A 1970-nucleotide genomic window follows, 5' to 3' on the forward strand; every position below is an offset into this window, starting at 1 on the left:
AGTAGAGTAAGAAACTGATTTCGAAGGGATAGCTTACGCTATCTCTTTTACTTTCAGTTCCTCCTCATCAAACCGTACGTGAGGTTTTCCCTCATACGGCTTTCCGACGTTCTTCTTTCTTTGGCTTTACGGTATCTAACCAGCCAATTTCACTAATATGTGTTCGACTTCTTTCCTTACGTCCCCTAAATTTCCATGCTTCTTCCGATTGTTTCTTTTCTTGTTATAAAACAATGTGAGGCGTTCAAGTACATACCAATCAATGCGATTTAGCCATCTCTTTCCCAGAGGGGAAATTGCGTAATAGTTCTTGAAACCTTGAAGCTTTCTATTTAACCCTTTAACCAATTCAGTTATATCCATATATAACTTTTGCCTTGGTTCCGTGTAGTCTTTAATTTTCGCACGCATTTTCTTCATTGCGTTTTTCTTTGGTATGTGAGACATGACATGTATCGATTTCCCACCTTTAACTCTTTTAGGAAATTTACGATTATGAAAACCGAGAAAATCGAAGCCCTCTATGTCATTCCACAGGTGGACCAATCTTGACTTATCTCGATTAATTGAAAGGTCGAGTTTCCTCAATATCGCTAGAATTACTTGGATGCTTTCCAATGCTTGTTTCTTGGTTTCACACATGATGACGAAGTCATCCGCATACCGAATGATTTCTCCTAGATGATTAAATTTCTTCTGCCATATCCTATCCATTGTGTTTAGATATATATTGGCTAAAAGTGGAGAAATCACCCCTCCTTGCGGAGTGCCGGTGATTGGATTTCTTATCTTCCCTTCTTCCAAAATGCCAGCTTCCAGCCATTTTCGAATTAACTTCAAAACCCGTCGGTCATTAATTCGTTGTTCCAGTAATTTCATCAATTTCTCTTGATTGATATTATCGAAATATCCTTGGATATCGACGTCTACTACCCAAAAACATTTCCTACTTGTTTTTCGTATCTTAGCTATGGCTTGATGGGCATTACGTTTTGGACGAAAACCAAATGAACAATCATGAAAGTCCGCTTCAAAAATGGGTTCAATAACCATTTTCGTAGCCATTTGTGCAACTCTGTCTTTAATTGTGGGTATCCCTAATGGACGTTTCTTTCCATTGTCCTTTGGGATATAGGTTCTTAGGACTGGACTCGGATTATAGCGTTTCTCCTTTAGCTCCAAATAGAGTTCATTCATAAACTTTCTTTCCCCGTATTCCAAAACGATTTGTTCAATCGTTTGTCCATCTACACCTCCACTGCCTTTCTTACGTTTTACACGTTGCCATGCCTCCCACAGAATATCAGGACGATAAATTTTGTCATATAAAGCGTGAAATCTGCGAGTTGGACTTTCCTTGGCACAAAGATATAACGTCTTCCAGAGTTCTTGAGCTTTTGCATTATTGGTGTAGTTAGCCATTTTCTTGGCATTCACTGACTCTTACCTCCTTCTGACATGTGAACGAAGTAGGGTAATGGCTTATGCCGTCCTTCCCTAGACAATGTTGTGTTGTCATTGTCATAATCGGTACTATGACCCCCTCCGACTCCCTCTCGTCCATCCACCATTTCGTTTGTACTTATAGGTTTCTGCTTTACTCTCCTTCGAAAGTGACAAGGAGGGTATCCCCAGTTCCGTTAATTACTTTCCTAACATGTCGTTCCCCTTACCCCGAGAGATTCTTCGGTGCTGCTATTCCAAGTTCTTCACACCTTCCATGGTCTTCGCCCATCTACTCAAGGCTCGACTTCTCCTTGGCCACCGTAGGTGGATGCCTTTGACGAGACGGCAGGATTCACTTTATGTTACAACCTGTTAGTTTGCTCGTACTCTTCGAGAGAGTTACTTTGTCACAGGGCTTCAACCTTAGGATTTCTCCACCAGTTGCCTGTCAGCTACCAAGCGTCTTGGTACTTACTCGGATTGGACTTTCACCAACTAGCAATTAACGGCTTGCTGGGCACGCA

1 protein-coding gene is annotated in these 1970 nt (G+C 41.3%); it reads right to left on the reverse strand.

Features of this window, described 5'->3' with window-relative positions:
* Positions 1–135: 135 nt before the first annotated feature.
* Positions 136–1437, reverse strand: a complete 1302-nt coding sequence (gene ltrA / locus GXK58_RS26785) for a group II intron reverse transcriptase/maturase (protein ID WP_160726222.1) — start codon at positions 1435–1437, stop codon at positions 136–138.
* Positions 1438–1970 lie beyond the last annotated feature (533 nt).

This window comes from Bacillus sp. USDA818B3_A, assembly GCF_009928415.1.
In the GTDB taxonomy this organism is placed as follows: domain Bacteria; phylum Bacillota; class Bacilli; order Bacillales; family Cytobacillaceae; genus Neobacillus.